Origin of the sequence: Nocardia sp. NPDC051911, from assembly GCF_040681035.1 — a bacterium.
Classification (GTDB): domain Bacteria; phylum Actinomycetota; class Actinomycetes; order Mycobacteriales; family Mycobacteriaceae; genus Nocardia; species Nocardia sichangensis.
The window spans coordinates 150,905-174,946 of record NZ_JBFAXY010000015.1 but is presented as its reverse complement, the minus strand read 5'-3'; the positions used below and the strand labels follow the sequence as shown (position 1 = coordinate 174,946).

Annotated in this window: 24 protein-coding genes, 1 tRNA gene and 2 pseudogenes; 17 read left to right on the top strand and 10 right to left on the bottom strand. The window is 63.0% G+C overall.

Annotated elements, in window-relative coordinates:
• Nucleotides 1-26: 26 nt before the first annotated feature.
• Nucleotides 27-920: a DUF4231 domain-containing protein gene (locus AB0L97_RS20545; RefSeq protein WP_364431761.1), complete on the bottom strand. Its 894-nt coding sequence runs from the start codon at nt 918-920 to the stop codon at nt 27-29.
• 80 nt (nt 921-1,000) lie between these two features.
• On the opposite strand from AB0L97_RS20545, the gene AB0L97_RS20540 reads away from it, so the two are divergent.
• Nucleotides 1,001-1,600 carry a TIR domain-containing protein gene (locus AB0L97_RS20540; protein WP_364431759.1) on the top strand — a complete coding sequence of 200 codons (600 nt, stop codon included), beginning with the start codon at nt 1,001-1,003 and terminating at the stop codon, nt 1,598-1,600.
• Between the two features lie 197 nt (nt 1,601-1,797).
• Here AB0L97_RS20540 and AB0L97_RS20535 read toward each other — a convergent pair whose 3' ends face one another.
• On the bottom strand, nt 1,798-2,127 hold the full coding sequence (locus AB0L97_RS20535; RefSeq protein WP_364431756.1) for an MTH1187 family thiamine-binding protein: 330 nt from the start codon (nt 2,125-2,127) through the stop codon (nt 1,798-1,800).
• 28 nt (nt 2,128-2,155) lie between these two features.
• The gene (locus tag AB0L97_RS20530; protein WP_364431753.1) at nt 2,156-3,484 is read right to left on the bottom strand and encodes a hypothetical protein; all 1,329 of its coding nucleotides are present in this window, start codon (nt 3,482-3,484) and stop codon (nt 2,156-2,158) included.
• Nucleotides 3,485-3,785: 301 nt separating this feature from the next.
• Between AB0L97_RS20530 and AB0L97_RS20525 the strand changes: the two genes are divergently transcribed.
• Together AB0L97_RS20525 and AB0L97_RS20520 are read left to right on the top strand one after the other, a co-directional pair.
• The gene (locus AB0L97_RS20525) at nt 3,786-4,004 is read left to right on the top strand and encodes a hypothetical protein (protein WP_364431750.1); all 219 of its coding nucleotides are present in this window, start codon (nt 3,786-3,788) and stop codon (nt 4,002-4,004) included.
• Between the two features lie 6 nt (nt 4,005-4,010).
• The gene (locus AB0L97_RS20520) at nt 4,011-4,283 is read left to right on the top strand and encodes a hypothetical protein (protein ID WP_364431747.1); all 273 of its coding nucleotides are present in this window, start codon (nt 4,011-4,013) and stop codon (nt 4,281-4,283) included.
• Between the two features lie 590 nt (nt 4,284-4,873).
• Here the strand turns inward: AB0L97_RS20520 and AB0L97_RS20515 are convergent.
• Nucleotides 4,874-5,242: a hypothetical protein gene (locus tag AB0L97_RS20515; protein WP_364431744.1), complete on the bottom strand. Its 369-nt coding sequence runs from the start codon at nt 5,240-5,242 to the stop codon at nt 4,874-4,876.
• A 135-nt stretch (nt 5,243-5,377) separates the two neighbouring features.
• Nucleotides 5,378-6,691 (bottom strand): hypothetical protein, encoded by a 1,314-nt coding sequence (locus AB0L97_RS20510; RefSeq protein ID WP_364431741.1) that lies wholly within the window; start codon nt 6,689-6,691, stop codon nt 5,378-5,380.
• A gap of 173 nt (nt 6,692-6,864) precedes the next feature.
• Here AB0L97_RS20510 and AB0L97_RS20505 point away from each other — a divergent pair, with 173 nt between their 5' ends.
• From AB0L97_RS20505 to AB0L97_RS20445, 13 genes and pseudogenes are all read left to right on the top strand, one after another.
• Complete coding sequence (locus AB0L97_RS20505; RefSeq protein WP_364431738.1) at nt 6,865-8,085, top strand: OmpA family protein; 1,221 nt, start codon at nt 6,865-6,867, stop codon at nt 8,083-8,085.
• Between the two features lie 175 nt (nt 8,086-8,260).
• The gene (locus tag AB0L97_RS20500; protein ID WP_364431735.1) at nt 8,261-9,592 is read left to right on the top strand and encodes a hypothetical protein; all 1,332 of its coding nucleotides are present in this window, start codon (nt 8,261-8,263) and stop codon (nt 9,590-9,592) included.
• A gap of 2 nt (nt 9,593-9,594) precedes the next feature.
• Nucleotides 9,595-9,795 carry a hypothetical protein gene (locus AB0L97_RS20495; RefSeq protein ID WP_364431732.1) on the top strand — a complete coding sequence of 67 codons (201 nt, stop codon included), beginning with the start codon at nt 9,595-9,597 and terminating at the stop codon, nt 9,793-9,795.
• Between the two features lie 207 nt (nt 9,796-10,002).
• Nucleotides 10,003-10,257 (top strand): hypothetical protein, encoded by a 255-nt coding sequence (locus AB0L97_RS20490; RefSeq protein ID WP_364431729.1) that lies wholly within the window; start codon nt 10,003-10,005, stop codon nt 10,255-10,257.
• Nucleotides 10,244-12,430: a type IV secretory system conjugative DNA transfer family protein gene (locus AB0L97_RS20485; RefSeq protein WP_364431726.1), complete on the top strand. Its 2,187-nt coding sequence runs from the start codon at nt 10,244-10,246 to the stop codon at nt 12,428-12,430. Before AB0L97_RS20490 ends, AB0L97_RS20485 begins: the two co-directional genes overlap by 14 nt.
• Nucleotides 12,427-13,434: a replication-relaxation family protein gene (locus AB0L97_RS20480; RefSeq protein ID WP_364431723.1), complete on the top strand. Its 1,008-nt coding sequence runs from the start codon at nt 12,427-12,429 to the stop codon at nt 13,432-13,434. The genes AB0L97_RS20485 and AB0L97_RS20480 overlap by 4 nt, the downstream gene beginning before the upstream one ends.
• Nucleotides 13,431-14,057: an MT-A70 family methyltransferase gene (locus AB0L97_RS20475; protein ID WP_364431720.1), complete on the top strand. Its 627-nt coding sequence runs from the start codon at nt 13,431-13,433 to the stop codon at nt 14,055-14,057. Before AB0L97_RS20480 ends, AB0L97_RS20475 begins: the two co-directional genes overlap by 4 nt.
• A gap of 85 nt (nt 14,058-14,142) precedes the next feature.
• The gene (locus tag AB0L97_RS20470) at nt 14,143-14,568 is read left to right on the top strand and encodes a hypothetical protein (RefSeq protein ID WP_364431717.1); all 426 of its coding nucleotides are present in this window, start codon (nt 14,143-14,145) and stop codon (nt 14,566-14,568) included.
• A 111-nt stretch (nt 14,569-14,679) separates the two neighbouring features.
• A complete protein-coding gene (locus tag AB0L97_RS20465) occupies nt 14,680-15,306 on the top strand; it encodes an antirestriction protein ArdA (protein ID WP_364431714.1) in 627 nt (208 codons plus the stop codon).
• Between the two features lie 117 nt (nt 15,307-15,423).
• Complete coding sequence (locus tag AB0L97_RS20460) at nt 15,424-15,837, top strand: helix-turn-helix transcriptional regulator (protein ID WP_364431711.1); 414 nt, start codon at nt 15,424-15,426, stop codon at nt 15,835-15,837.
• 155 nt (nt 15,838-15,992) lie between these two features.
• Nucleotides 15,993-16,637 carry an ImmA/IrrE family metallo-endopeptidase gene (locus AB0L97_RS20455; RefSeq protein WP_364431708.1) on the top strand — a complete coding sequence of 215 codons (645 nt, stop codon included), beginning with the start codon at nt 15,993-15,995 and terminating at the stop codon, nt 16,635-16,637.
• Nucleotides 16,634-17,065, top strand: a complete 432-nt coding sequence (locus tag AB0L97_RS20450) for a recombinase family protein (protein WP_364431705.1) — start codon at nt 16,634-16,636, stop codon at nt 17,063-17,065. The genes AB0L97_RS20455 and AB0L97_RS20450 overlap by 4 nt, the downstream gene beginning before the upstream one ends.
• Nucleotides 17,062-17,886 (top strand): annotated as a pseudogene (locus AB0L97_RS20445) (recombinase family protein); the annotation flags it as partial. The gene AB0L97_RS20450 and the pseudogene AB0L97_RS20445, both read left to right, overlap by 4 nt.
• Before the next feature lie 339 nt (nt 17,887-18,225).
• Here the strand turns inward: AB0L97_RS20445 and AB0L97_RS20440 are convergent.
• The 3 genes from AB0L97_RS20440 to AB0L97_RS20430 form a co-directional block, all read right to left on the bottom strand.
• On the bottom strand, nt 18,226-18,534 hold the full coding sequence (locus AB0L97_RS20440) for a hypothetical protein (RefSeq protein WP_364431702.1): 309 nt from the start codon (nt 18,532-18,534) through the stop codon (nt 18,226-18,228).
• Nucleotides 18,535-18,796: 262 nt separating this feature from the next.
• Nucleotides 18,797-18,872, bottom strand: a tRNA-Ala gene (locus AB0L97_RS20435).
• 681 nt (nt 18,873-19,553) lie between these two features.
• The gene (locus AB0L97_RS20430; RefSeq protein WP_364431699.1) at nt 19,554-20,255 is read right to left on the bottom strand and encodes a thioredoxin domain-containing protein; all 702 of its coding nucleotides are present in this window, start codon (nt 20,253-20,255) and stop codon (nt 19,554-19,556) included.
• Nucleotides 20,256-20,458: 203 nt separating this feature from the next.
• Here AB0L97_RS20430 and AB0L97_RS20425 point away from each other — a divergent pair, with 203 nt between their 5' ends.
• On the top strand, nt 20,459-20,650 hold the full coding sequence (locus AB0L97_RS20425) for a hypothetical protein (RefSeq protein WP_364431696.1): 192 nt from the start codon (nt 20,459-20,461) through the stop codon (nt 20,648-20,650).
• A gap of 503 nt (nt 20,651-21,153) precedes the next feature.
• Here AB0L97_RS20425 and AB0L97_RS20420 read toward each other — a convergent pair.
• Together AB0L97_RS20420 and pgm are read right to left on the bottom strand one after the other, a co-directional pair.
• Nucleotides 21,154-22,362 (bottom strand): annotated as a pseudogene (locus AB0L97_RS20420) (MFS transporter); the annotation flags it as partial.
• Nucleotides 22,352-23,995, bottom strand: a complete 1,644-nt coding sequence (gene pgm, locus AB0L97_RS20415) for a phosphoglucomutase (alpha-D-glucose-1,6-bisphosphate-dependent) (protein WP_355077830.1) — start codon at nt 23,993-23,995, stop codon at nt 22,352-22,354. The pseudogene AB0L97_RS20420 and the gene pgm, both read right to left, overlap by 11 nt.
• Nucleotides 23,996-24,042: the final 47 nt, after the last annotated feature.

The following is a 24,042-nucleotide window of genomic DNA, read 5'->3' as shown; positions in this document are numbered from 1 at the left end:
ACCGGCCCGAAGTGGGGTAGCTACGGTCACAGACGATGGCGGGTCGCCAGCCACACTACATGCTCACGGCTTATTGCCTCCTCGGCATCATCGACTTCTCTACTCCAGGCATCTTCGGAACCCACAATTACTAACTTCGCTTCTGCATTGGATAAATCCGTGCATGCTGCAGAATAAGCACGAGCGAGGGAATCGTGCTGCTTGGTTTCAATCCAGGCGATCGCAGCGCCAGCGATCATCGCCAAGGCAGGGCCCAGCATAAGACTGGTTTGCACCACGGCGGTGAACAATGATGCTGCAGCTCCCGAGAACTCCAAAACGAATAGCGCAATACGCCACTGTTTCGAGCGACGCTTGTTATATTTAGCTTTAGCAGCATACCAGCTCTGCTGCGCACGGAGCCGAGCTTCGATGTAGATCTTTCTGCGTTCATCTAATAGCTTAGCGCGCAGTTCCTTCATCCAATCGGAGACTTGGGGGGCAGCGACCGGCTCAAGCTCAAGATCAGAAAACTGATTGTTGAGTTCTCCTAGTTTTGCCACCAGCCCACGCGTCGCCTCGTCAGCCACCATGCTGACAGGGAACGGGAGGCCACCGACGGCGTATTTCCAGGCAAGCGTTTTCGCCGACTCGGCGACAGCGCGGCCGTCATACCACGCCTTATCCGGTCGGCGCCGCCACAGGGAAGACTCCTCCAAGATCGACGCGACGAATGCCAGCATCCCAACGAGCCCGAGGACATCGAGTCGCCCACCACCCACGCGCCAAGTCACGATTCCACTGATTGCAGCGACAATCAGAAATAGCAGCCTGCGCCGAATCCCTCCCACGTATGAGCGTTGCCCATCAAGTGAGGCGGCGTCAGCAGCTTGGAACAGCTGCGGCATGGATGAGTCAGGAACCGTTGGGACAGTGGCCATTGCACCATCATCCCTCAGAGATGTCAGACCTGCCGTCTACACTCCGTCAGCGACACTACGATGAGACCAAGGAGCTTCAGGTGAGTCATTACAGTCAGCGGCAACTGCTGGCTGTCGCCCAGCGGGCAGCAGCACGCAAGGTCGATCCCACACGGCACAAGTGCTTCATCTCCTACCACGCAGAAGACTCCGAGGAAGTTGCGGAGTTCCTCGATGCCTTTGGCTCCGAGTTCATTGCAAAGACCATCGGCGTCACCGACGAGGATGACTTCATTGATAGCGAAGACACCGACTACATCATGAGTCGTATCCGTCAGGACTACCTCGGCGATTCAACGGTCACGATCGTCCTCGTCGGCAAGTGTACCTGGGCGCGTCGCTACGTGGACTGGGAAGTATACTCGTCGCTCCGGGATAGCAAGTACAGCAAGGTGAATGGCCTCCTCGCGATCCAATTGCCCAGCGCCGCCGTCAACGGCGGCAAGCTGCCAGCTCGCGTCAACGACAACGTCGAGCGGGATGCCAACGGGAACGACATCGGGTACGCGCGCTACAACACCTATCCGGCGGGTACCGCCACCATGCGCAACCTGATCAGTGACGCCTTCAATGCCCGGATGGCAAGGAAGCACCTGATCAATAACACCCGCGCGCGAAAGCAAAGAAGTTCTTCATGCTAATATCCCGCCGCCCCACCCTCGACCCAAAGAACGTGTAGACACTTACTGATTGACGACTCGCGTTATCCGCGACCTTGGGTGTAGCCGTCTGAGAACGCGCATTTAATCGTGCGGGGCCCGTCGTAGCTGCGGGTTGACCCAGGAGCAACTCTTTAGCAGACTTCGGACAGTCGCAGTTAGCTTTCGCAACAGCTCTCTTAGCGGCCGTTCGATTGCGCCTCGGAGGATCCCGGTTTCGCCGCCAAGTGCCGCTCGACCGATGCCACCTTGCCGGTCATCGCATCGGTGACACCCGGACGGATGTCACCTTTGAGGACGATGCTGCATCGAGGTGCAACAGCCATGACCGCGTCGATCGCCTGCTTGATCACCGCCATGACTTCCTCCCATTCCCCCTCGATCGTGGTGAACAGGGCGTTGGTTTCGTTCGGCAGTCCGCTCGCTCGAATCACACGCACAGCCTCGGCAACTCCTTCGCCGACACTTTCGCCGGTACCCATCGGCGTGACTGAGAAAGCGATGATCACTGCAACTCCTGTCGGTAGGTTCCTGAGATTACGAGGCGTGGAGCAGATCGGTGATCCCGCGCCGCAGTTGCTGGGCGCCAACGGAAGATGTCAAGCGGTCCGCGCTGGCCGCCTGGTACATCAGCTTCAGTCCATCGAGGACGCGCGCCGAGCTGGTGCCGCCGGCGCTTTCGACCGCCTGAAATCCGAGCGCTAATCCTTCATCGCTATCCCCGTGGCGCAACTCAAGAGCGGCCAACCGGATCAGGCTGAGCTGACGCGACCGGGCGTGTTCATCGGACAGATTCAGCGCGGTCCGGAGCCTAACAGTGGTGCTTGGTACTTCGGCCTTCTGGTGATAAGCCAGGTCGAACAGTCCCTGCGCCGTGTCGCCCCGAAGCAGCGACTCGGTGTAGTAGGTCCTGAAGCCCTCGTGTTCTGTATCCGGATGGTATTGGCTCTGGGCTTCGGCAAAGAACTGCTCAGCCTGATCAACCGCCCTCATACACTCGATCGCGTTTCCGAGCTTGCCGAACGCTCGTGCCTGCACCGCCGCAATGTCGGCGCGGCGCAGCAGCGACAGCCGGTCGGATCGAACCGAGGCCAGTCCCAGCAACGTCAGCGCATTGTCGGCATTTCCGAGGTAGATGTCTTGGCGGGCCAGGCATGTCAGGACTGCCGCGCGCAGCCACCACTCATCGGCTTGCTCGGCGCAATGCCATCCTGCGCGAAAACTCGTCCGGGCTGCCTCGTGGTTGCCGCGGTCGTACTGCGCCCAACCGACGACTCGGAAGAGCGTCCCGACCACCGCATGCATGGCGTGCCGCACTGGTTCCGACATATCCGCCCGCAGGTAGCCCACTGCCACCCGGAGTTGCGCGACCATGCCGTCCCCGATGTGCAGGCCCGCGTCATCCGCCGCACGGAACAAGGAGGCCCAGTCACGGACGCGGTTGACGTGGTCCATGCCCACGCGGGCCGGAGCGCGGTCGATCGGATGGGTAGCCACCGCCACCACATCGTCGGTCACAGCCGTGGCGGATACGGCTAACAGCCCGCGAAGAAAGTCAGCGCGACGCACATCATCCACCTGGTGGTCTGGGGGCCTTGCTTCCTCATCATAGGGCGCACGAACGGCCTCGCTGGTGGCCGGACGGCGACCGCGATCGTGCCGCTCCCGCCACAGCACCTCCCCCTCAGCCACGATCTGCTCGAAGCGGTCGCGGTCCTCCGGGGTCGCCCGCTGCTGGTAGGTCGTATCCAGGATGGCTTGGGTGCCAGAGCGTGGCGTGACTGCGCTGAGCCCGCTGCGCCAGTTCGTAATCGTGGTCGTCTCCACTCCTAGTAGAGCGGCGAACTCACGAATCGACTTGCGCATAGCTTCTTGGAGTGCGGCGGCTTCGAAGCCGGTCCACTGTCGCGCTCGTACCATCGCCTTTGCCTATGTTTTTGGGCCTGACCTGGGCAAATACCTACGCTACGCCCACACTACCCCACCACCGCGCCGTACCGCCCGAAACCGCCTGTGCGCCAAGGTCAAAAGCGGTACCCGGTACCGGGCCGACGCCGTACCCCCCTCACGCGGCGCACTGGCCGCCAGAGTGGCAGGCCGGTGGCGAAAGCCCCCGGTACCGGGTGCCACCGCCCATTTGCCCATTTTGCCCGGAGGTTTCGATCCAATGGTCACCACGCATTCGCTTGCGATGTACCGACTCATCGCCATGACCCAGGAAGAAGCCCACCAACCGCCAGTGGTGCCGTTCACGATCGAACAGGCGCATTCGGTGATGCAGTTCCATGTGGCCTGTCGGGCGAACCGCTGCCCGCGCAAGGCTGCCGCCCTCGATGCGCTGGTCGAGGGCGGGCGGATGGTGTTGTCGACGAGTAAGCCGCGGTGACCGGTCGTGACTGCCATCCCGGATAGCGATCCGTTCGAAGGCAGAAGGCACAGGCAACCTGGTGTGCGAGATGGGATGCCACCGCCTCGTCCGTTACGCCGGTTCCGCCACATCCACATCGAATTCGGTGCCCTGAACCTCGATTACATCGCCGGCGCTGAGCAAGCTCAAAACGTCGCCGACCAGCTGGCGCAGGGATTTCCGGAATTAATCATCACCGTGGATGACGACGTCCGCGCCGATCTGCCGCCCTTGCCGTGCGCTGCGCTGTGGGACTAACCGAAGTGCGACCGGGACAACTCCTCCCGGAGACCTCTTCCCTTCCGAGCTTCAGCCGAGTGCTGCGGAGCGAATGACCCGTGAACCGAAGGATGATCACAGTTGACACCCGAGCGTGATCGGAAGCCGATCGGACGTACCTACGTCCATGCAGATGGACCGTTGGCTGAAGTGATGTGTGATGTGTATTTGCTGGAACTGACAGCGAGCCGGGCGCTGCAGCTACGGGAGAGTCACCAGATGCATCGGCCAGATGACTGCTGGGTGCATCTACAGGTGGCCGTGAAGCTACTGGACGAACTATAGCTAAGGCTGACGAAGCCTGGCGGACCAGCAGTAGTCCGTAGGTTGATAGCGCATTCATAAGGATTATCTGAACAAGGTCTGCTGGCCGAGGAGATGACACAAGCTCGCGCCTACCCTGTCGGCCAATCCGGAACGACGAGCCACACAGCTGCGCGGTGCCGTCCATTTATCACCGCACCTATAATGGCGATTGACACCCGAGGAGCTCAGTTGCGGAATTCGCGATTACAGCTAGAGCAAATGAAAAGGGCCGTAGTGCGAATCGCAACACGGCCCCTGCCTCTTCATTCGACATCAGCTCCGAGGTCGATCTTGCTGCGATCGGCACCTGATGTTTCTGCCAGTTGATCTTCAAGCTGGATCATTGCCGCCACATAGTCCTCCTCAAGCTCCAGCCTCTCAGCATGATCGTTCAGCCGATACCGGAAGCAGATGATCGTCTTGATGAAGCTCAGCGATACACAGCAAGCTCCGAAGAGAACCACCATCCGGGCCAAGAGTGACATATCCGCCCACAGCATCGCGAGGGCTGCAGACAGCGCGATCACTAGCGCAGGCTCGTAAGTGGCATGGACGAACACTCCCAGCCAGCTGTAGCGCCAATCAGCGTGCCGCTGGTCGAATTCATTAAAGAAGGTGCGAATCGCCGCCATTGTAGCCTCCGAGGCGAAAAGCTTGGCTTTCAGCCAAGAGTCGCGACGGGAATGCCGACGACCGCGAGCGACACGCTGCCAGCGAAGCGCCTACGGTTATTATATTGTATCATACTTTGTATCTAATGTCAATCTTTAGCTCACTACCGCTGCTATTGATACACGCTGAAAAGATTGACCTTCCGCTGGCGAGTACAAGCCGTAGAATGTGCCGTTTTCCTTTGACAGGCCGCCTATTTGCGATTGATAGTATGCCGGATCTTCAATCCATTTTGCTGTCGCCAGTAGGCCATCTTCTGCAAAAGTCCAATTTACTGCTACGACTGGCGATGGCGGCAAGTTGCATCGATAAATCGGGTTCGACGGAGTCTCAATATTTGCTGCGAATATCATTTCCTGCGAGTTGTCACTCAATGATTTCAAGAGGCCGGTGATTGAAAGGCAGGGCATGCCGTCACTCAGGACTACCTCATAAGGCGTCGTGACATACCCAGCTGGCACAGGGTGAATCTGAGGCGCTTTCACCGCAGGTGCATGCCACTTCGAGTATGTCTTCTCAAGCCCCAAACTTGGACAGGCAACCGCACCCTGTTCGACTGCAAAACATGGGTCTAATTTCATGCGAGTCCTTCCATCTGTTCCAGGAACTAAACACAGATAGGCGTCGGACCGATTGGAAGCGGGGGAGTTTCCGCAATATACTTCTTCGGACGTCTTCTGGAACGGGTAGTTAATGAACCTGGTTCCTGCCACGTAAATCACATTAGTCTGCATAGGTGTGGGAGATGTTGTGACTTGCGTGGCCGCCCCTTGGGTTGGCGTGCTGTCATTTCGAAATACGACAATGATAGTCGAAATTGCGGCCAGCGCTCCCAGGAGTGCGGCAAGCGCTATCCATTTTGGAGATTTTGTTAGCCTATGGAGCACATGATCAAATTGATTATTTAATGTTCTCAGCCAGAGTGTCCAGCTATGAAGAACCCGCCAACTTGAATCGCCGTTGCCATTGCGCTTGTTGCCAAAATTTGCTGACTTGCTTGCAGTTGCATCATCGAGCAACTCGGCGCAATGCTTGCATACTGATGCGGCCAGTTTCGATATTAATGAGCTCTCCCGATGCTTCCTGAATCCTTCGGAAGTCATATGAAGCGCACGCGCAGCCTTCTCGCGGCGAATGCCCAATAGTTTTCCGCGAACTTCAGCGCGAACTCCGAATAGCAGGTTGAGGGCATCCCTCTCATTGTCATTCTCAATGCCTTCGATACCAGACCTTACTAAATTTTCGAGGTCTTTGGCCGTCGCCTTTGGCTCACCCAATCCGGTTGCGGCGACGCATCGGCGCAGGGCCCGAACATCCACCTGCCCGATCGCATGCACCCCCTTCTTCCGCACGATCACCAGATCCTTGCGGACTGCGTCGACAGACGGCAGCTGCGGGCTATCAGTCACACCCCAGATCATGCCTCAGCTGTGAGCAGCCTGGTTGCCTGAATCCGCATCTTGAGCCAGGGTCATCGCGCCCATACGCGCCCACTTTCGCGACCAAACATCCGCCCAGTTCAGCCCACTTCTTTACTCCAAGGTGGAGAGCGTCAATCGTTCCCGCTTGAAGGAGTCTTCGAATGGCCCCGCCCACTGCAACTCTGGCACCCGCGCTAACCACGCGGATCGCCCAACTCGCCCGTGCTGGCCGGAACACCAGTTCTGCGATCCTCATGGTGTTGGCCGCGCTACTCGGTCTGATCGGCTGCGGATCGCCCCCCGAGACTGCGCCGCCGTCTGCACTCACCCTCGTCGCCACCGCTACCAGTGCCGAACCACGCCCGTCCCTGCCGGATTCGCTCCAAAACGAACTGACCAAAGTGGCCAAGCAGTCCAGACGTCAGGGCGGCGCGACCGTTCGCATCATCACCCACATCAGCGGCGGGCCCAGCACGACCGACCTCACGCCGCTCCGCCCGAACGGTCAGGTGCAACACGCCACGGCCGATGCCGACCACCAAATCCGCGAAGCTATAGACAGACTTGGCGACGCATTGGCCGACGCCACTTCGTCCGAACCTGGCCTGAACGTTCTATCACTGCTCGACCGAGCCGCGCAGATCCCGGATGCTGACATTCACATCTTGTCGTCCGGCATCAGCACAGAGGCCCCGATGGACTTTCGTGTTGTCGGGTGGAACACCAACCCTGGCAGCCTCGTCGAAAGCATCGCTCGGCAAGGGCAGTTGCCCAGCTTGACGGGTCGTCACGTGACTTTTCACGGCTTGGGTATCGCAGCTGGGTCGCAGCCGAGCTTGCCGCCCCTCGCCCGCAACGTGATCGAACAGTTGTGGATCGGCATTTGCGAACGGGCCGGGGCGGCGAGTTGCGTCGTCGCCCATGACGCGCCGACCGCGGCGGCGCCCGTGGCCACCATGCCAGTACCTGTCGTGCCTGTGCCCGAGGTGATCACCGAGGGCGGTTGCCCGGTCTGGCTGAACCTGTCGGATTCCGTGCTGCACTTCGCCCCGGAGAGCGCGACACTGCCAGCAACCGCTGACGATACCCTCCGGCCGTTCGTGGAGGTCACATCCCGCTGCGATATCCAATCTGTCGATATCACCGGGCACATCGCCGATACCGGCGACGGTGACAACCACCGAAACTTGGCCGATCGCCGCGCCCGTGCGGTGGCGGATCGGCTGCTCACCCTCGGCCTGCGGCGTGAGCTGCTCGGTGCCGTGACTGGCCGCGACGCTCGCGAGCCGGTCGTTCCGAACTTCACCAACGGCCAGTTCGACGAAGTCAAGGCCCAGCAGAACCGGCGCGTCGAAATCACCTTTCACCGGACAGGCCGTTGATACCAACTCCCAAGTCCACTCAGCCGTTCCACTATCGATTGGAGATCTCACTATGACCATCACTCCAGCCACTCGGCCCAACAGCCGCCGCACCCCGCATCGACCCCGAACCCTTACGTTGCGTAGACCGACCGAATCAGTCAGTGGTGCCCCATCGCCACACGAACCGCAGGCGGTGCCGAAGCGAGAAATCGCCACATCGCTGCTCGGACGCGGCCCGATTCCGTCGCCCTGGGTGGTCATGGTGCTGGCGCTGGTTTCCGAACAGTGGCGCATCGGCGCGACGCGAGCCGCCGACAAGCTCAGCAACATGGAAGCCTTGGTACTCAGCAAGGGCATGGCCGGAGCCGGCGAGATCCGTAATCGGGGTGCCGAGCAATTGGGCAAGCTGGTCGACCAGTACAAACGTACCGAGGCGGAAATCGCAAACGCACGGGCGAAACTCGGGCGGCTCTATGAGCAGCGCGTGATCGGTGTGGACGGTGACGTCATCACTGCCAAGGAGGCAACCGAGCGTATGCAGGCCGTTGCGGCGTCGGTGCAGCAGGACCGCGACGCAGGAAGTGTGAAGCATCGGCGGGTACCTGTCGGACTGCGACGGATCAGCACCGGCGCAACGCAGCTCGATTTCGTAGCGCTGCTGTACTTCGTAACCCAGGTGTTCAACGTCGATCTGGCCGGGATCTCGGCCGGTGACGGAGCCGCGTTCGCCGAAAGCATCGTGCCACTGCTGACCTCGATCGTCTTCGCTATCCTCGGCACGGCGGCCGTGGCCATCGGGTTGCATTTCCTCGGTCGAGACCTCAAGGGTTACAAGGACGAACACGGCCACATCCGTTTGCCAGAGGGCAAGGCGCGCATCATCCCGCTGGCGTACATCGGCCTCGCGGTCACCGTGGCGATCGGAGCCGGAATTGTGATGGCATACCGGATTGTCAGTGACAGTTTGGCTGCGGGCAACGGCATCACCAGCGCGATGATCTTAGGCGCGTTCTTCGCGGTCATCGTCATAACGGTGAATGTGGTGGTCTTCTCGGTGCACTTCCGCGACGGATCGCTCCAGACCGACGAGATCGACCGCTTGGCATCACAACTGGAACCGATCGAGGCGCAGCGCGTCGCATTGCAACACCGCATCGACCACCTGATCCCGGAACTGACTGTGCTGCGCGTCAAGGGCGATCAGGCGCACGCCACAACGCTCGCCAGGATGGGCGAGGCGATCAAAGGCGCGGATCAGGTGCGTTTGCTGGCCCGCTCGTATCACCAGGGCTGCGGCGCCGAAACCGAATTGAGCGATCAGCAGAACCAGCCGCTGCGTGGGCTGTTGCTGCCCGACGTCACGGTCGATACATCGCTCCTCGATGACCTGCTCAAGCAGATGGCCGCGGAGGGCGCGACCTCCGATGTCAGCGCCGAGGAAGCTACGACTGCTATGCGTTCCCGCAGCGACGTCACGGTGCCCGCACAGGTCGATGACGAGGATGAACTGGCCGGGGAGTGGTGACGATGGGCGACGACATGAACGTGACCGAGAAGTTCAAACGCGGGTGCATCAGCATCTTTGTCGGAGCGATCGCCATCTACTGCGCAGTCGGTGTCCTCGAATCCATCTGGCCGACACTGGCCGTCATCATCGGCTTGATCGGGATGGTCGCCCTCGTCATTGGGGGCATCGTCATCTACCGAAAAATGCGTGCCAGTTGGTGACCGGCTTCGCGACTAATTTTCTTGAACAGCGCCTCATACAGTGGCGTTCGCCTCGGTGTAGTGGTTTTTGCAACGATCGTTGAGTTTTGCGCAAAGGCAAAACATATTAGGGGCAGCGCTGTTGCGCAAAAGCAATAGCCAGTAGCTCAAGTTGTCCGAGCTGCCAAATTTGTAGATATCAATCGTAATTCATTGAGGAGGAGAGCTATGTCTAAAACAGGAAGACCCAACTATCGACGCAAAGACCGGGAGCGTAGCCGGGGCTTCAAGCCCGAGAAGCGCATTGTCGTCGATGCGGTGCAGCGTCAGCGCCCCGACCTGCGCAAACTCAGCCGCGCCATGATCGGCATGGGCGTCGAGGGGCAGGCCAAGGCCAACGCAGGCGAAGAAGCAGAGCGCACATCTGCTTCCGGTGCCACAGACGATTCTGGCGTAGAGGAGGCCAACCGTGACAATCAATAGTCCGGCGCCCGAGCTGACCGCCGATTCCCTCGTCTGGCAGCTCCTCTTCTGGCCCAGCCCGTTTCGTGAAGGAGCAGCAACGTCGCTGCTCCGCCATTGGGCCGCCCAGAAGCACGCCCCACAGCTCATTCTCGAAGCCCGTTCGACGGTCGATGGTGTGGAATACCTCGTCGGCAGCCAGCTTCGGCATGCTCACGGGGTACGCCGATCGGTGGAGCAGATGGTGAGCGGGGCGGTGGTGACGCCGTTCGACCCCAGTGAACGCGGTGACATCGTTACCGCCCGCCGGTTGAAGCTGACCGCCACCGACTGGCCGCTGGAGCCAGTCGACCGGATCGCCTCGGCCCGTTCGATCCTGAGTGCCCTCACTGCGGTCAAAGGCACTGAGCGCCTGGTGATTCAGGTGGTACTGGGGCCGCGCCGCCAGCCGATGTTGCCGCCGGTCACCGGAGCGGACGGCGGGCATCAGTCGGTGGCGTCGAAGGTCTGGAGCGGGCTGCTGCCGGACAAGCGGCCGAACGCCAAGCAGGCCATTGCCCGTAAGCTCGGCCAGCACGGCTTCAGCGCGGTCATCCGGATCGGCGTTGAGGCCGGCACCGCGGAGCGACGCAAATCCTTGTTGCTCGGGTTGGCCGCAGCGATCGGGACGGTGGAGACCGCCGGGGTGCACTTCAAGCTGGCCGACGAGAAGGCCGGGAAGATCAACGGGCCCAAAGCGACATGGTCGATCCTCGCACCCGCCCAGCCGCTCAGCGTGCCTGAATTGAGCCACCTGCTGGCCTGGCCGGTCAGCGATCATGACGAACGTTTCCCTGGGCAGCCACCGCTCCACCCGAAGCCGGTACGTCCAACACCCGCACTTATGTCCGGCGAGCGGGTCATCGCCGAGGCCAACGCGCCCGGCGTCTCCGGCACGCTCGGTTACGACGTGCTCGACAGCATGCGCCACACCTGGGTCATCGGCCCGAACGGCACCGGCAAGTCGACGCTGCTCTTGAACCTGATCGTCCAAGACCTCAACGCCGGGCGCCCGGTGGTCGTGATCGAGCCGAAGGATTTGGTTGCGGACATCCTGGCGCGGATTCCTGACCACAGGAAACAGGACGTGGTCCTCCTGGATGCCCTTGATGAGGCCCCCGTCGGAATTAATCCGTTGGCGCACAGCGAGGGACGCACACCTGAAGTCATCGCCGACTCGTTGTTCGGCACCATCCACGCCATCCACGGCGATCTCGGGCCGCGCTCGGCCGACATCCTCCGAAACTCGTTGGATGTGCTGGCCAAACGCGATGACGCCAGCCTGACGATGTTGCCGCTGCTCCTGACCAATCCGGGCTTTCGGCGGTCACTCACGCAGCGGGTCATCCGGGATGATCCGTTCGCCGCCGGACCGTTCTGGGCCTGGTTCGACTCGCTGTCACCCGAAGCGGTGGACACGAAGATCGCGCCGCTATCGAACAAACTACGACCGCTGTTGACAAAGCAACTCAGAGCCGTTCTGGCGCAGCGCAGTCCGAAGTTCAACATTCGGCAGGTGCTGCACGAGAACAAGGTGCTGCTGGTGCCCTTGCAGAAGGGCGTCATCGGGCCGGAGGCGGCGCAGCTGCTGGGGGCGATCATCCTCGCCGAACTCTGGCAGGCGATACGGGAGCGGGCCGGGACACCGGAGGACACCCGTACACCGGTCATGGTCTACATCGACGAGGTGCAGGACTACTTGCATCTGCCGACGGATCTGGGTGATGCCCTCGCCACAGCGCGAAGCTTGCGCGCCGGATTCCATCTGGCGCATCAGTACCAGAAGCAGTTGCCGCCCGCGATGCTCGACGCCTTCCGCAACAACGCGCGCAGTCGCATCACCTTCCAGCTCCAAGCGGGCGACGCCAAGGACATGGCCACCGGGCAATCTGTACTCGCGCCCGAAGATTTCGGCGCGCTGCCTGCCCACCACGTGTACGTCAATCTGATGCGCGACAACACCGTTCAGCCGTGGGCCTCGGGCATCACGTTGCCGCCGCCCCCCGAAACCAGCGACTCGAATGAGATTCGGCGCCTGAGCCGCGAACGCTACGGCCAGCCGTTGGACGAAATCGAGGCTGGGTTCGCCGAACTGCTCGACCAAGTGAACTGCGACGTGGACGGTGCGCCTCGGCGGCGAAGGAGGCAGACATGACGGAGAAATCGCGCGGCTGGAGCGGAAGCGACGTAGAAACTACATCTGGTAGCGGTATTCGTCCCGGTATTCGTGCCGCATCGACCACAACATCCCCCTCTACGTCGGTCAATGGCTCCTTGCGGGAGCCGAATGATGGTGCCCATGCGGGCACCACACCCCGCCGCTCACGTACCACCGGTCCCGTCCGCGACATCACGTCGCTGGCGACCCAGCTCAGTGACCGTGACTGGTCGATCCTGCGTTCCGTGGCTGAACACCGCTATCTGACCGTGCCGCAGATTCAGGCGCTCCACTTCGGCGACCTGCCACCCGCCAGCGGGCTGCGGACGGCGCAGCGGGTACTCGCCCGGTTGCGGCGGCGCCGGATACTGGCGAGCTTGACGCAACGGATCGGCGGTATCAAGGCGGGAAGTAACGGCCTCGTCCATTACATGGACGTCGTGGGGGACCGCCTCCTGCGGCTGGACGCGGGCCGGGGACCCCGGCGACGCTTCGAACAGCCGACCCGGCGGTTCCTCGACCACCAACTCGGCATTGCCGAGGCGCATGTTGCCCTGGTGGAGGCGAACCGGCAGGGCCAGCTGGAACTGCTGAAATGCGAGATCGAGCCTGCTGCCTGGCGAGATTACGTCGGCATTGGTGGAACGCGGCTGACCCTCAAGCCAGACCTCTACGCCGAAACCGCGTGCCCGCCTGGCAGCGAGTACGTCGATGCGGCGTTCATCGAGGTGGACATGGGCACAGAGAGCACCCCGACGCTGCTGAGGAAGTGCCGCGAGTACGAAGTGTATCGGCGGCAGGGCGTCGAGCAGGACCGCAGCGACGGGGCGTTCCCGTTCGTCATCTGGAGCATGAGCGCCGACACCGAGGCCAAGGCCGAACGGCGACGCGCCGCTCTGCGCGAGGCAATCGACGGGGACCGGATATTGCCCGCCCACCTATTCCGGGTCATTGCACCCGATCAGCTGATTTCCATACTGCAGAAAGGAGTCGAAGTATGAACAAAAACAACATGATTCACCCCATAGAGGCGACCCCGAAGCGCTACCGCACGATCCTGGCCGATCCACCGTGGGACATTTCTCAGGCCGGTGGACGCGGAGCGATCCAGCACTACCCCCTCATGACCGTCGACCAGATCGCCAACATGCCGGTCACCGATCTTGCCGAGGACGACGCCCACTTGTGGCTGTGGGTGACCAACGGATCGTGGCGGGCGGGCTATGACGTGATGACCGCTTGGGGCTTCACCTACCGCTCGCCGCTGACGTGGGTGAAGCCGCGATTGCAACTCGGCCAGTACCTGCGCAACATGACCGAGCACGTCCTGTTCGGCACCCGCGGCAAGGCACCGGTCAACTTCCGCGCGCAGCCAACGTGGTTCATCGCGCCGGTCCAGGAACACAGCCACAAGCCCGAAGAACAGTACGCGATCATCGAACGGGTTAGTCCTGGACCGTTTTTGGAGCTGTTCGCCCGTCGGCGGCAACCTGGCTGGGACATATGGGGCAACGAGGTTAACTCCGACCTCAGGATTCCAGGCTATCCAGTGCCGTCCGACTCGGAGCGGGCGCGCAACCCCGACAAACACCTTCGCGCCCGTCCTACCGATACGACTGCATAATCCCGGTCACCAGCTCGTCGGTGCCATGCGGCCGCAACCGTAAACGTAACAAGCGTTTACCGGCCGCTCGCACCGAGGAGGAGCGATGTCTGAACCGTCGAACAAGGAAGTCACACTGGCGATCCGAATCGACACCGCCCGGCATACCCAGCTCACCTGGATCGCCGACCTACGGAAGCGCAGCCTCAAGGCTGAATGCTTCGCCGCCGTGGACGCCTGGATCGAAGCTGCCAAGAACGATCCGGACCTGATGGCCAGGGCCAACGCCGCTCGCGCGGCCATCGAAGCTGAAGCACAGGCTCGGCAGGCAGCCATCGCCAACCTGTTCACAGTGGCTCCACCACCACCGCCGGATCACCAGGACGACAGCCCCGCCATCACGATGGCGGATGCCGAGTCCGAACCGGCTGACGAGGCCGTGACTTCGGAAGGGGAACCGTCGCAAGGGGGTCGCCGCAGCCGCGGCCGCCGTGGTGGGCAGCAGGCCGAAGGCGGGCAGGCGGACAGCTGAGCCCCGCTCAGCGCGCCCGGTGTAAGAGGCCGGCGGACGGCGGATCGAGGGAATGCACCCTCTCCGCTGTCCGACCGGCCAACACTCAAACATAACGCAAAGGAGGTGAATATGAATGAGAAGTCCACGCAGCACATTCCAGCCGCACACGAACGCGCGGCTGAGCGCGAAGGAGAACCCCGGCCGCATCCCCACATCTACATCACCAAGGGGCTGCCCCTGCGCGCCGAGCTGACGACCGGGACGTGGCTGGACATGGCCCGCGACCCTCGAGACATCTACGCCGAGATGTACGCCATCCTCGAAGACGAGACCTCCGACGATGAACGTCTCTACATATGGGACTACCGCGACTTCGGTGCCTTCGATGTCACGACTGGCGCGATCGGCCTCGAAGGTGTCGATAGCATCGAGCTGCTCAGCCAGATCGCCCGGGGCATAGCCAAATACGGCCCTGCCTACGCAGCCTGGGCCGATGCTCACGATGACGATCCACTCCTGTTCGACCGCTTCGCCACTGCTTACAAGGGGCACCACGAGAACATGGCTGCCTACGTGCGCCAACTGTTCGAGCCGCTGCGCATCGACGAGATGCTCAAGCGCGCGGTGCCGACAGCTCTGGAGGAGTTCGTTTATGTCGACTATGCCGCGATCGGGCAAGAGATGCTGCGCGAAGGTGACCTTGTCGCGATTCCAGCCGAGGGCGGCGGGGTGTGGGTGTTCGACGAGAGAGCGTAGTAAATAAATAGCCTTGACAAGGACGGCCTTCATTCGCCACAAATTACCAAAATTAATTGTTTTTGCGCAAACACCGAGGTATTCTTTAATTTGGAAAATATAATGGAGAAAACGCGAATGGCTACATCACGTACGCGCGAGCCCGGGAAGCTCGCAGAGGTTATTAAAGGTCGGAGGCAGGAATTGCAGCTGAGCGGCCACGCGCTTGCGCTTCGAGCTGGGCTCAGTCCGTCAACGGTTACCCGCATCGAGCAGGGCGTGTTCGCCCATCCGACCCCGCACTGCCTGCGCGCCATCGCCGAGGCCTTGGATATGCCCGCCGATGAGCTATTTGCGCTGACAGGAGGCATGCCCCGAGCGAAGAGCCTGCCGCGGAAGCCACGGATCCGCATCACATACCACGATGTGGCATCCGAAGCCGCGCGCGAAATTTTTGATGCGATCTACGCCGTTGCAGAACGACATGGCATCACGCTGAATAGCTCGCATGAATTCAGGTACAGCGACCACGACCGAGCCACCCACCGCTGAGGTTACCCACGCGAGAACGCCAACTGACTAGGAAGGAGAAACGACAGACTCAGAATCAACCACACCAATGACCGGCCAGGCTCTGACCCGCAAACATGAAAAAGAAAGGAACCTAAAACGACAAGCACACCAAACGATCGAAAGGAGATCCTCACATGTTTTCACCACCACGCACCGCACCTCGACCTAACACACTCGCGCGTCGCCCCTATGCCGCAACGCGCACCAAGATCAACCTCACCCGGCTCCGCCGCATGACACCTCGCCAGCCGGTCGCGTTCAGCCGCAGCCTACGGGTGGCACGCAATCAGGCAGACCTGCTCCTGCAGCACGCAGCACAGAGCAACACTGGCCCAATCAACGCCATCGCAAGGACGCCAAAGGTCCGGGTCGACTACGTCGTCGGACAACGGCTGCACGGTGCAAGCTTCTGGGATACCCACGCCCGACAGTGGGTCATCCAGATCAACCAAGACAGCCATTGGAAGCAACAACTATTTGCGATCGCCCATGAATTCAAGTACGTCCTCGACTACCGTCACAACGACCTGTTGTATCAAGGCAGTCCTACAAGATCGGCCATCTGCGAAGCTCATTGCGCTGCAAGCTACTTCGCCCGCTACCTGCTCGTGCCCGACGATCCATTGATCGACGCAGTCAGCTCCGGCACGACTGACGCTGACGACCTCGCCGACCGCTTTGGGGTCACCGAGGACGTCATCTGCGAACGTCTCCAAGACCTGCAGCTCTCGATCGAGCCAGGCGCTCGACCGTTGGTTGCCCGTGGGAGCTGCGAATGAGCACGCGGGCACTAACCGACTTCACCCCGGCCGTGCTGTTCCTGTCGACCGCTGCCCAAGCCCACGGTCTACTGGCAGATGGTGAACCCATCCGGATCCAAGTCCAACGGGAAGCCGGACACCGGCTCGCCACTGAGAACAAGCTCGGCATCGTCAAGGAATTTGTTGAAATCGGCGCGGAGGCAACTAGCCTGCGCAGACGCCCTACCCTGCGGCGCATGCTCACCTACCTGCAGCAGCACCCAGAGATCCGGGTCGCCATCTTCCCAGAACCCTATCGGTTTTCCCGCAATTACGTCGCCTCCCAGTCGATGCACCAGCGGCTTCGCAAACTCGGCGTCGACGTCATCTCGACCGGTGGGGAGCCGCCCACTCCGCGCGATCCGAAATCACTCGCAGCCCTGAGCGCAGGAGGTCCCGCTGTATGACAAACACCACCGACCACACCGACTTCGACCTTGACGACACCTTGAAGCTCGCCATCTCTTATCTGCGCGTCTCCAGCAAGAAGCAGCTCAACACCGCTCGTGACATCGACCCCGACGGCAATTCGATTGCTACCCAGCGCATCTATGTCGACCGCAAAGCGGGTGGCCTCGGTGCCCGCATCGTTAAGGAATTCTTCGACCCCGGCATCTCCGCTCAGACCATCGATAAACGGCGCGAGTTCCAAGAGCTGATCCAATACCTGAGAGAACACCCTGAAATCAAGTACGTCATCGTCTACGCCCGCTCCCGCGCTTTCCGCAACTACATCGACGCCGCGATCACCAAACGCCTGCTCGACAAGCTCGGCGTGAAGCTCATGTCTGCCCGCGAGGACTTCGGCGACGGCATCTTCGCCGAAGCGATGGAGGCCATGACCGACATCTTCAACGACGTCCAGAACAAGCTGTCCGGCGAAGACATCCGCCTCAAACTCCAGAACAAGGCCACTAATGGCGGCACCATCGGCCGCGCCCGCCTCGGCTACCTCAACACCCGCGTGGAGTTCGAAGGCCGTCTCCTCAACGCTGTCAGCCTCGATCCCAAACGGGCGCCACTGGTCAAAAGAGGGTGGGAACTTTATGCCACCAACGAATACAGCATCGACCGGCTCGTGGACACGATGGCCGACCTCGGACTGACCACCCGCCCCTCCGGCCGCCACCCCGTCGAAAAGGTCGTCAACGACAGCACTTGGCATCGCATCCTCCGCGACCCCTACTACGCCGGATTTGTCGTCTACAAAGGCGACCTCTACCCCGGCCGCCACGAAGCCCTCATCAGCCAAGAACTGTTCGACCACGTCCAAGACATCCTCAACGCCCGCAGCGCACCCGGCCAACGCGACCGGATCCACCAGCACTACCTCAAAGGCGGCCTGTTCTGCGCTCGCTGCCGTAAGCACGGACGCACCTCGCGGCTCATCTACAGCGAAGTCACCAGCAGGTCAAAACAGAAGTACGGATACTTCATGTGCCGCGCACGCCAAGAAGGGCTCTGTGACCTGCCCCACCTGCGCATCGAACGTGTCGAGCACGCCGTTGCCGAACACTACCGACTCCTTAGACTGCCCGAAAACTTCATCACCAAAGTCTGCACTGAACTACAGACCGCCATCGATGATGAGCAAGGCAACGTCCGCGAACGGCACGCCGCCCTCAAACGTCAACTCGAGCAGCTCGAAACCCGGGAGAACAACCTCGTCGACTTGGCAGCAGACGGCTCGATGCCCCAAGCCAAAATCCGCGCCAAGCTCAACGCCATCAAAAGCGAACGCGAACGCCTCGAATCTGGCCTCGTCAACACGGGAGAACAACTCGCCGCCGGTGCCGCAGTGCTGCGCGACGCCCTGACCCTGCTCGACGACCCCTACAGCCTGTACCAAAACGCCGATCCCAAGGCTCGTCGCCACCTAAACGAGACCTTCTACGACGCCTTCTACGTAGATGAACAGGAGGTAGTCGATGACGACAAGAAATCCCTGTTTAGGGAACTACACAATGCCCTCGATGTCTACCAAGAACAACGCGAGCATCAGCCGACAGCAGGTGCACTCATGCACCGACAACACCAAAAGAGCCCCCAACCAGTGGAGGCTCCTTCGTCTTCAACCTTGACCGACTCACTCACCCTTAGTGACGTTTTCCGTGTCACCGGTTTGAGTAAGGCCGTCATGGTGGAGCTAAGGGGACTCGAACCCCTGACCCCCACACTGCCAGTGTGGTGCGCTACCAGCTGCGCCATAGCCCCTGGTTGTCGCGCTCCGGGTGTCCCCGCCGCGCTTGAATGAAGTTACACCAACGGTGTGTCGGCAACCAAATCGCCTCGATTCGGGGGTGACAGGAGGCGGCGGTTGAGGTTAGTATCGAACATGTGTTCGAAGCGATTTCGATCGTGCGGGGTGTGGGGAGGTAGGCGGTTGGACGCTCGGGATGGGCAGAGCAGATGGGGTTGCTGGTTTGTTCGTTCCCGAGTGTCCAGCGGCCGTCTGGTGCGAGTCGGATGTACGTGAGGTGTGGGCGTTGCAGTGCCGGACAGGGATGTGCCGATCGGTCGGCACGTTCGCGGATCGGGACGAATGCCGAAACAGCCAGCGGTACAGCCGGTCTCGTCACTGGACATGGAGACATCTCGAGGCGCGGTCCAGGACAGGGGGCCGGATCGCGCTGTCGAGTGCGCGGGCCGGGTGGCGGCTGGTGGAGCCGTTGCCCGGTCCCAGGCCAACTGAAAGCTCGGCGATGGCGATCTCGGGGGCTGGGGATGTCGGGTCGCGCCGTCGAGTGGGCCGGGGCGTCGATTTGGTGGAGTCGGCGTTCCGGCCCTTCCGTTCGCCGCGAGACCGCATCGCCTTGCCGAGTCCGTGGCGGATCGGCGCTTCGTGGGGAAAACACCGGAGCCCGCTCTACCGGGAACAGCGCAGGCGTCCGCTGCTCAACGGGTGAGCGAGGCCACCCAGTTCTCGTCGTTGGTGTCGACCTTGGTCGTGCCGTCGAAGACCGCGGGTGTGGCCGCGGAGCCGCCCAGTGCCGCGCCGAGCGCCGCCGTCTGCGCCATGGCGCTGCTGCGGGCGGACTCGACCTTGGCGCCGGTGGCGATGCATTGCCGCACGGACTCGGCGGCCCCGGCGTCGCCCGCAATAGCGGCGAGTTCCTCGTTGCTCAGGTCGGCGCCGCCTTCGCTGGGGCGCTTGGTGGTGAACAGTTCGGTGTGGAACTTGGAGTAGACCGGGCCCGAACCCGCCTCGGCCACACACTGGTTCGCCGCGATGGCGCGGGTGGAGTAGTCCTTGCTCCGCGAGCGGGCGTCGAGGAAGTTCACCAGGCGATAGCGGACCGCCAGCGCGCCCTCATCGATCTTCTGCGCGATCTCTTGACCGTAGATGCGCTCCAAGCTGCCGCAGCCGGGGCACAGCGGGTCCTCGAAAATGTCGATGGTCTTCTTCGCGTCCGGGCGGCCGAGCAGGATCGAACCGTTCTGCTCGAGCACCGAGTGCACCGCCTCGTTCCGCACCGAACCGTAGCCGTCGTTGCGGACGGCCGCGTCGTCCCGCCCCCAGCGGATCGCCGCGATGACGATCACCACGATCAATACGAGAGCGACCGCACCGAGCGCATAGGTGGTCGCACTGGACATCGGCCGGGGTGTGTACTTCGAACGCGATTCGCTCACATTGACACTTTGCCGCAACGAACCGTCATCCCCGCCGCCGGGCCACCGATCCGATCTCCGCTGACCGCCCGTGCGCGCCGGACCTGGCCAGCGGCAAACGGCACGGCCACGCGTTCGGTTCTGTCCTCGCATGGGCTTCGCACTTCGATCGCTCGACAGCGGATGGAATGCGACCGTCGTCGCCGACCTCGTACCGGCTCGGCAGCGATGGTTCCGGCGGCCGGGCTTCGGTGCTCAGCGGCGCGGCACTCGTCGCGGCCCTGCGAGCTTCGTCCACGTCCGACCGTGGCGGGTTCGCCGATGGCATCGGCCGCTGCGCGGGTGAGACCTGGGCGACCTGCGCGCGACTGCGCTGGTGACCGCATGTCACGACCGGACGCTCGCCTCCCAGCGCCTGGCGACGCCAAGCGGTCCCGCCTCGACAGGCGCTGTGCCGCAGGTGACGGCTTCAGCGCCTGCGGCGGGTTCGCCGCACCGGCCGCGGACGTTTGCCACGGGACATCGGTCGCCCCGGGGTGCTCGGGTACGGGGTTGCGTCCGAGTCGACGACCGCCGTACCCGGCGCGGTCCGCGACGGTCCGGTATCGGCCGCCGTACCACGACGATCACCGCTCACAACCGACGGAGGGCTCCCCGTTCCATCGGATTCAGCAGCCGTCCCGACGCCATTCGCCGTCGATCGGCGACGACCAGCCACCGCACGGGCGTCTTTGACGCCCGCTGCGCGATCACCCGGAAGCTCGGCAGACTCGGCCACCGCCGGCACCGGGCTGTCGGCGACCGGCGCGCCGGACACCTCGTTCAGCGCACGCTCGATACGAGCAGCGCCCCGCTCGGTGTCGTCCGCTCCGCCGGAACGTTCGGACGGGATCTCCGAGTGAACCGAACTTCCCCGCCGCAACGGCTCGGGCACCACAGCCCAGACGAGCGCGGCGACAGCGAGCAAAGCACCGGTCACACCGAGCGCGAGTTCGTAGGACACCTGCTGCGCCAGGGCGCCCACGGCGACCGGACCGATGACGGTGCCGAGGTCGGCGGCCATCTGGAAACCGGCGAGCACCGGGCCGCCGCGCGCCTTGGGCCCGATGATGTCGGCGACGGCCGCCTGCTGGGTCGGCGTGAACATGCCGGACCCGAGCCCGGCCAGGAACGAGGTGGCGAGCAGCCACGGGAGGCCGGTCGCCAGGCCGAGCCCCGCCGTTCCCGCCGCACACACCAGCGAGCCGACGATCACGAACGGTTTGCGCCCCCACCGGTCGGACAGTCGCCCCGAGGCGAACAGCACCGTGACGTTCCCCGCGGCGAACACGGTCAACGCGACACCGGCCATACCCGGCGCCTGGTGCAGCACCTCGACGACGAGCAGCGGCACCAACGCCATCCGGACACCGAACACGGCGGCCCCATTGGCGAAATTCGACAGCAACACCGCCCGGTACTCCGGCCGCGCCAACCCCTCGCGGAAGGACATCATGCGAACACCGCCGACGGGCTCCGGCGCGGCCAGTTCCGAATGCCGCAAGCTCAGGTACACCACCACGCTCACGGCGAGCAACGCGACGGCGTAGATGACGAACGGCCAGCGCAGCCCGAGTCCGGACAACCCGCCACCGACCAGCGGCCCGCTCACCGAGCCGACCAGGAAGCTGGTGGACCACAACCCGGAGACCCGGCCGCGCTGCTCGGGCGGGGAGATGCGGATGACGAGCGCCAGCGACGACACGGTGAACATGGTCGATCCGATGCCGCCGAGCGACCGCAACAGCATGAGCTGCCAATAGCTCTGCGCCAACGCGCTGGCGCCGGTGGACACCGCGACGATCAGCAGCCCGCCGAGATAGACCGAGCGCTCCCCCAGCCGCTGCACCAGCCGTCCGCTGAGCGGCGCGAACAGCAACCGCATCAGCGCGAACGCGGACACGATCGCCGAGGCGGCCGCCACGCCGACGCCGAAGCCGCGCGCGAACTGCGGCAGCACCGGGGCGACCAGACCGAACCCGATGGCGATGACGAACGCGCCCCCGACCAGCACCCAGATCTCGGTGGGCAGGGGCTTGGATCTACCGGTCACCGGACAGCGCCTGCCCCACCAATTCCTCCGCGGCCGTCTGCACCTCGGCGAGGTGCTCCGGGCCGTGGAACGATTCCGCGTAGATCTTGTACTTGTCCTCGGTGCCGGACGGGCGAGCGGCGAACCATGCGTTCTCGGTGGTCACCTTGAGACCGCCCAGCGGCGCTCCGTTGCCCCGCGCCCTGGTGAGCACGGCGGTGACCGGCTCCCCGGCGACCTCCTTCGTGGTGATCATGTCCGGAGTCAACTTCGCGAGCAGCTCTTTCTGTTCCGCGGTGGCCGGTGCGTCGATCCGCGCGTAGGCGGGGCTGCCGTAGCGGCGTTCGAGTTCGACGTAGCGCGCCGACGGGCTCTGCCCGGTGACCGCGGCGATCTCGCCCGCGAGCAGGGCGAGCAGGATGCCGTCCTTGTCGGTGGTCCAGACCGTGCCGTCCATCCGCAGGAACGACGCGCCCGCGCTCTCCTCGCCGCCGAAGGCCAGGCTGCCGCTGAACAATCCGGGAACGAAGAACTTGAACCCCACGGGCACCTCGTGCACGTCGCGCCCGAGCACGGAGACCACCCGGTCGATCATCGACGACGTCACCGCGGTCTTGCCGATCTTGGTCAGGGCGTCCCACCCCATCCGGTTGGCGACCAGGTATTCGATGGCCACCGCGAGGAAGTGGTTCGGATTCATCAACCCGCCGTCGGGCGTGACGATGCCGTGGCGGTCGGCGTCGGCGTCGTTGCCGGTGGAGATGTCGTAGTCGTCCTTGATCGCGATCAGCGAGGCCATCGCGTAACGGGAGGACGGGTCCATCCGGATCTTGCCGTCGCTGTCGAGCGTCATGAACCGCCAGGTGGGGTCCACGAAGGGATTGACCACTTCGAGTTCGAGGTCGTAGCGCTGGCCGATCTCCTCCCAATAGTCGACGCTGGCGCCGCCCATCGGGTCGGCGCCGAGGCGGATGCCCGCGCCGCGGATCGCGTCCAGGTTCAGCACGTTGGGCAGGTCGTCGATGTAGTGGTCGAGGTAGTCGTAGCGTTCCACGCCGGTGGCCAGCGCGCGCTCCAGCGTGGTGCGCTTGACCCCGGTGAGCCCGTCGCGCAGCAGTTCGTTCGCACGTGCGGCGATGGCGTCGGTGGCCGTGTTGTCGGCCGGGCCCCCGTGCGGCGGGTTGTATTTGAAGCCGCCGTCGCGGGGCGGGTTGTGCGACGGGGTGACCACGATGCCGTCGGCCTGATGCTTGGCGCCGCCCCGATTGTGGCGCAGCACAGCGTGACTCAGCGCCGGCGTGGGGGTGTAGCGGTCGCGCGCGTCGATCACCGCGGTGACGTCGTTGGCGGCGAGCACCTCCAGCGCTGTGGTCCAGGCGGGCTCGGACAGCGCGTGTGTGTCCCTGGCCAGGTAGACCGGCCCGGTGATGCCGCGGGTGGCGCGATACTCCACGATCGACTGGGTGATCGCGAGGATGTGCGCCTCGTTGAAGGCGCCGTCCAGGCTGGAGCCGCGATGTCCCGATGTGCCGAACGTCACCCGCTGGGCCGGATCGTCCGTATCCGGAACACGGCTGTAGTACGCCGTCACCAGGTGTGCGATGTCTTCCAGATCGGTGGGACGTGCGGCACGCCCGGCTCGATCGTGGGCCATGCTCGGGTCTCCCTTCCGTATCGGCTGCGCCCGGCTCGTCATCAGGA

What these genes read in the sequence shown, in the direction of transcription:
- AB0L97_RS20545 (WP_364431761.1), bottom strand. Translation starts at nt 920, where the DNA reads ATGGCCACTGTCCCAACGGTTCCTGACTCATCCATGCCGCAGCTGTTC.
- AB0L97_RS20530 (WP_364431753.1), bottom strand. Translation starts at nt 3,484, where the DNA reads ATGCGCAAGTCGATTCGTGAGTTCGCCGCTCTACTAGGAGTGGAGACG.
- AB0L97_RS20525 (WP_364431750.1), top strand. Translation starts at nt 3,786, where the DNA reads ATGGTCACCACGCATTCGCTTGCGATGTACCGACTCATCGCCATGACC.
- AB0L97_RS20515 (WP_364431744.1), bottom strand. Translation starts at nt 5,242, where the DNA reads ATGGCGGCGATTCGCACCTTCTTTAATGAATTCGACCAGCGGCACGCT.
- AB0L97_RS20505 (WP_364431738.1), top strand. Translation starts at nt 6,865, where the DNA reads ATGGCCCCGCCCACTGCAACTCTGGCACCCGCGCTAACCACGCGGATC.
- AB0L97_RS20495 (WP_364431732.1), top strand. Translation starts at nt 9,595, where the DNA reads ATGGGCGACGACATGAACGTGACCGAGAAGTTCAAACGCGGGTGCATC.
- AB0L97_RS20490 (WP_364431729.1), top strand. Translation starts at nt 10,003, where the DNA reads ATGTCTAAAACAGGAAGACCCAACTATCGACGCAAAGACCGGGAGCGT.
- AB0L97_RS20480 (WP_364431723.1), top strand. Translation starts at nt 12,427, where the DNA reads ATGACGGAGAAATCGCGCGGCTGGAGCGGAAGCGACGTAGAAACTACA.
- AB0L97_RS20475 (WP_364431720.1), top strand. Translation starts at nt 13,431, where the DNA reads ATGAACAAAAACAACATGATTCACCCCATAGAGGCGACCCCGAAGCGC.
- AB0L97_RS20470 (WP_364431717.1), top strand. Translation starts at nt 14,143, where the DNA reads ATGTCTGAACCGTCGAACAAGGAAGTCACACTGGCGATCCGAATCGAC.
- AB0L97_RS20465 (WP_364431714.1), top strand. Translation starts at nt 14,680, where the DNA reads ATGAATGAGAAGTCCACGCAGCACATTCCAGCCGCACACGAACGCGCG.
- AB0L97_RS20460 (WP_364431711.1), top strand. Translation starts at nt 15,424, where the DNA reads ATGGCTACATCACGTACGCGCGAGCCCGGGAAGCTCGCAGAGGTTATT.
- AB0L97_RS20455 (WP_364431708.1), top strand. Translation starts at nt 15,993, where the DNA reads ATGTTTTCACCACCACGCACCGCACCTCGACCTAACACACTCGCGCGT.
- AB0L97_RS20450 (WP_364431705.1), top strand. Translation starts at nt 16,634, where the DNA reads ATGAGCACGCGGGCACTAACCGACTTCACCCCGGCCGTGCTGTTCCTG.
- AB0L97_RS20430 (WP_364431699.1), bottom strand. Translation starts at nt 20,255, where the DNA reads ATGTCCAGTGCGACCACCTATGCGCTCGGTGCGGTCGCTCTCGTATTG.
- AB0L97_RS20425 (WP_364431696.1), top strand. Translation starts at nt 20,459, where the DNA reads ATGCGACCGTCGTCGCCGACCTCGTACCGGCTCGGCAGCGATGGTTCC.
- pgm (WP_355077830.1), bottom strand. Translation starts at nt 23,995, where the DNA reads ATGGCCCACGATCGAGCCGGGCGTGCCGCACGTCCCACCGATCTGGAA.